Source organism: Kitasatospora sp. NPDC002551 (assembly GCF_040296005.1).
GTDB lineage: Bacteria > Actinomycetota > Actinomycetes > Streptomycetales > Streptomycetaceae > Kitasatospora.
The window spans coordinates 1-3049 of record NZ_JBEOWI010000152.1; the positions used below are offsets into that span (position 1 = coordinate 1).

The 3049-nt window shown below is 74.3% G+C and carries 4 protein-coding genes; all 4 read left to right on the forward strand.

Features of this window, described 5'->3' with window-relative positions; all coding sequences use genetic code 11:
• Positions 1-210 precede the first annotated feature (210 nt).
• A complete protein-coding gene (gene mmpB, locus ABT093_RS40720; RefSeq protein ID WP_350572557.1) occupies positions 211-336 on the forward strand; it encodes a morphogenic membrane protein MmpB in 126 nt (41 codons plus the stop codon).
• A gap of 45 nt (positions 337-381) precedes the next feature.
• Positions 382-981: a nucleoside triphosphate pyrophosphatase gene (locus tag ABT093_RS40725; protein WP_350572558.1), complete on the forward strand. Its 600-nt coding sequence runs from the start codon at positions 382-384 to the stop codon at positions 979-981.
• 141 nt (positions 982-1122) lie between these two features.
• The gene (locus ABT093_RS40730) at positions 1123-1899 is read left to right on the forward strand and encodes a hypothetical protein (RefSeq protein ID WP_350572559.1); all 777 of its coding nucleotides are present in this window, start codon (positions 1123-1125) and stop codon (positions 1897-1899) included.
• A 243-nt stretch (positions 1900-2142) separates the two neighbouring features.
• A partial coding sequence (locus ABT093_RS40735; RefSeq protein WP_350572560.1) for an acetyl-CoA carboxylase biotin carboxylase subunit occupies positions 2143-3049 on the forward strand: 907 nt, incomplete at its 3' end.

Consider the following 3049-nt stretch of genomic DNA (forward strand, 5'->3'; position numbering starts at 1 on the left):
CCGCGCGAGAAGAACAAGGACGCCGACCGGCTCGCCAACGAGGCGATGGACGCGGGCAAGGCCGGCCGCCAGTGGGAGCCCCGGACCGCCGTCGCGCGCCCCCGAAGGCCCCGAGGGCCCCGGGAAGAGGGGGCCCGGGGCCCGGATTGCCCCGAAACCTGAGTACGGGTACTCAGGCGCCCCGGCCCGCCGCCGGAGCATCCTGGAACGATGCTCTGGTCAGACCCCCGCGACGAGCCCTCCCCGGAAGCCCGGCGGCTGCAGCGCAAGCTGCGCCGGGCCGGGCATGTGCTCGCCGTGCTCTCCCTCCTGATCGCCGTTCTGCTGATGATCTGAGGATCACCGGACGGCCGCCCCGGGCGGCCCTCTACCCTGGTGGGCATGACCGACCGCCGCACGCTCGTCCTCGCCTCCGCCTCCCCCGCCCGGCTCGGGCTGCTGCGCCAGGCGGGCATCGACCCGCGGGTGGTGGTCAGCGGCGTCGACGAGGACGCGCTCACCGCCGAAACCCCCGCCGCACTCGCGCTCGTCCTCGCCGAGGCCAAGGCCGACGCCGTCGCCGCCGGCCTCACCGACGGCGAACTGGTCGTCGGCTGCGACTCGGTCCTGGAGCTGGACGGCCTGGCCCTCGGCAAGCCCGCCGACGAGGCCGAGGCGCTCGCCCGCTGGCAGTCGATGCGCGGCCGGGCCGGTGTGCTGCGCACCGGCCACTGCGTGATCGACACCGCCACCGGCCGGCGGTCCTCCGCCACCGCCTCCACCACGGTGCGCTTCGGCACCCCGGACGACGCCGAGGTCGCCGCCTACATCGCCACCGGCGAACCGCTGCACGTGGCGGGCGCGTTCACCCTGGACGGCCGCTCGGCGCCGTTCGTCGAGGGCGTCGACGGCGACCCGGGCAACGTCATCGGCCTCTCGCTGCCGCTGCTGCGCACGCTGCTGGCCGAGCTGGACGTCCGGATCACCGACCTCTGGACCTGACCGCCCCGCCGGCTACCGTCGCCGGTGCGCCAAACAGCGGCCCAATTGTCGCCAACGAACCCGTTGATAACCTCATTTGATGCACGCTGGAAGGGCGTCCGGACGTCGGCGCTCCGGAGCGACGGGGGAGGTGGCGAGCGGATGACCGACAGTCTGCTCAACGTGCTGCTGGGCCTGCTGGCCAGCGCGATCAGTGCCGCGCTCGGCTGGCTCGGCCAGAGCCTGCGCCGAAGACGCCGGCTGGAGCGGGCCAGGGCCTTCCTCGGCCTGCCCGCCGGCAGCGAGTGCCTGATCGTGGTCAACCGCAGCATCGGCACCGGCGCCCACCCCCGGACGGTCACCCGGCGCGACGCCTACGCGCTGATGGAGCTGGCCGCCCTGGTGAAGGAGTGCGGCGCGCACGCCGACCTGGTCGCGCACGACGCCGCGCCGCGCGGCCTCGGCACCAGGACCGAGCTCTGCTTCGGCGGCCCCGTCTCCAACGAGCGGATGGCCGCCCACCTCGCCTGGGGCCTGCCCGGGGTGACGTTCTCCGGCGACCACGCCGTGCTGGACAACACCGTCACCGTCGGCGACCGGTCCTACACCGCCGACGCGGAGGCCGGGGAGTACGTCCTGCTGGCCCGGCTGGCCACCCCCGGGGACGGCCGCCCCGTCTTCCTCGTCTCCGGACAGACCGGCGTCGCCAACCACGCCGGGGTCCGCCACCTGGTGACCCACCACCGCCGGCTGGCCCGCCGGTACGGCACGGACGGCACCTTCGCGCTGCTGCTCAAGGTGGTCAACCCGGCCGCCTACGGCCCCGACGTCGTCGAGCAGGTCGCCGACGTCACCGAGCGGGCCCTGGAGCGCGCGCCGGCCCCGCCGGGCGCGCCCGCACCGCCCGCCCCGGCCCCCGCGTCCGCCGCCACCGCTTGAGTCCGACTCGCGAACGGCTGGGGTGTGGCCGAAGCCACCGCCGCGCCACGCCGCCCCCGTCACCGAGCGCGAACGCCGGGCCGCCACCATCGCACCCACCACCACCTGCGAGGACTCCCGTCGGGCCGCCCACCACCCGTCCGGGCGCATCACCCTCCGTGTGGGATAGTTCACAACCTGGGGCTACTCGCCGGTACCGCCCAGGAATCCATAAACTCAACGAGGTTCAAGAAGGGAGCCACAGTGCGCAAGGTGCTCATCGCCAACCGCGGGGAAATCGCCGTCCGCGTCGCCCGTGCCTGCTCGGACGCCGGTATCGCCAGCGTCGCCGTCTACGCCGAGCCGGACCGGGATGCGCTGCACGTCCGCGCGGCCGACGAGGCTTACGCGCTGGGCGGCGACACCCCCGGCACCAGCTACCTGGACATCGCCAAGGTCCTCCAGGCCGCCGCCGACTCGGGCGCGGACGCCGTCCACCCCGGCTACGGCTTCCTGTCGGAGAACGCCGACTTCGCCCAGGCCGTGATCGACGCGGGCCTCACCTGGATCGGCCCGCCGCCGCAGGCCATCCGCGACCTCGGCGACAAGGTGACCGCCCGGCACGTGGCGCAGCGCGCCGGTGCCCCGCTGGTGGCCGGTACGCCGGACCCGGTCTCGGGTGCCGACGAGGTCGTCGCGTTCGCCCGGGAGCACGGCCTGCCGGTCGCCATCAAGGCGGCGTTCGGCGGCGGCGGCCGCGGCCTGAAGGTCGCCCGCACGCTGGAGGAGATCCCGGAGCTGTACGACTCCGCGGTGCGCGAGGCGGTCGCCGCCTTCGGGCGCGGCGAATGCTTCGTCGAGCGCTACCTGGACAACCCGCGGCACGTGGAGACCCAGTGTCTGGCCGACAAGCACGGCAACGTGGTGGTCGTCTCGACCCGTGACTGCTCGCTGCAGCGCCGGCACCAGAAGCTGGTGGAGGAGGCGCCCGCGCCGTTCCTGACCCCGGAGCAGAACGCCGAGCTCTACCGGGCGTCGAAGGCCATCCTCAAGGAGGCCGGCTACCAGGGCGCGGGCACCTGCGAGTTCCTGGTGGCGGTGGACGGCACGATCTCCTTCCTGGAGGTCAACACCCGTCTGCAGGTGGAGCACCCGGTCACCGAGGAGGTCA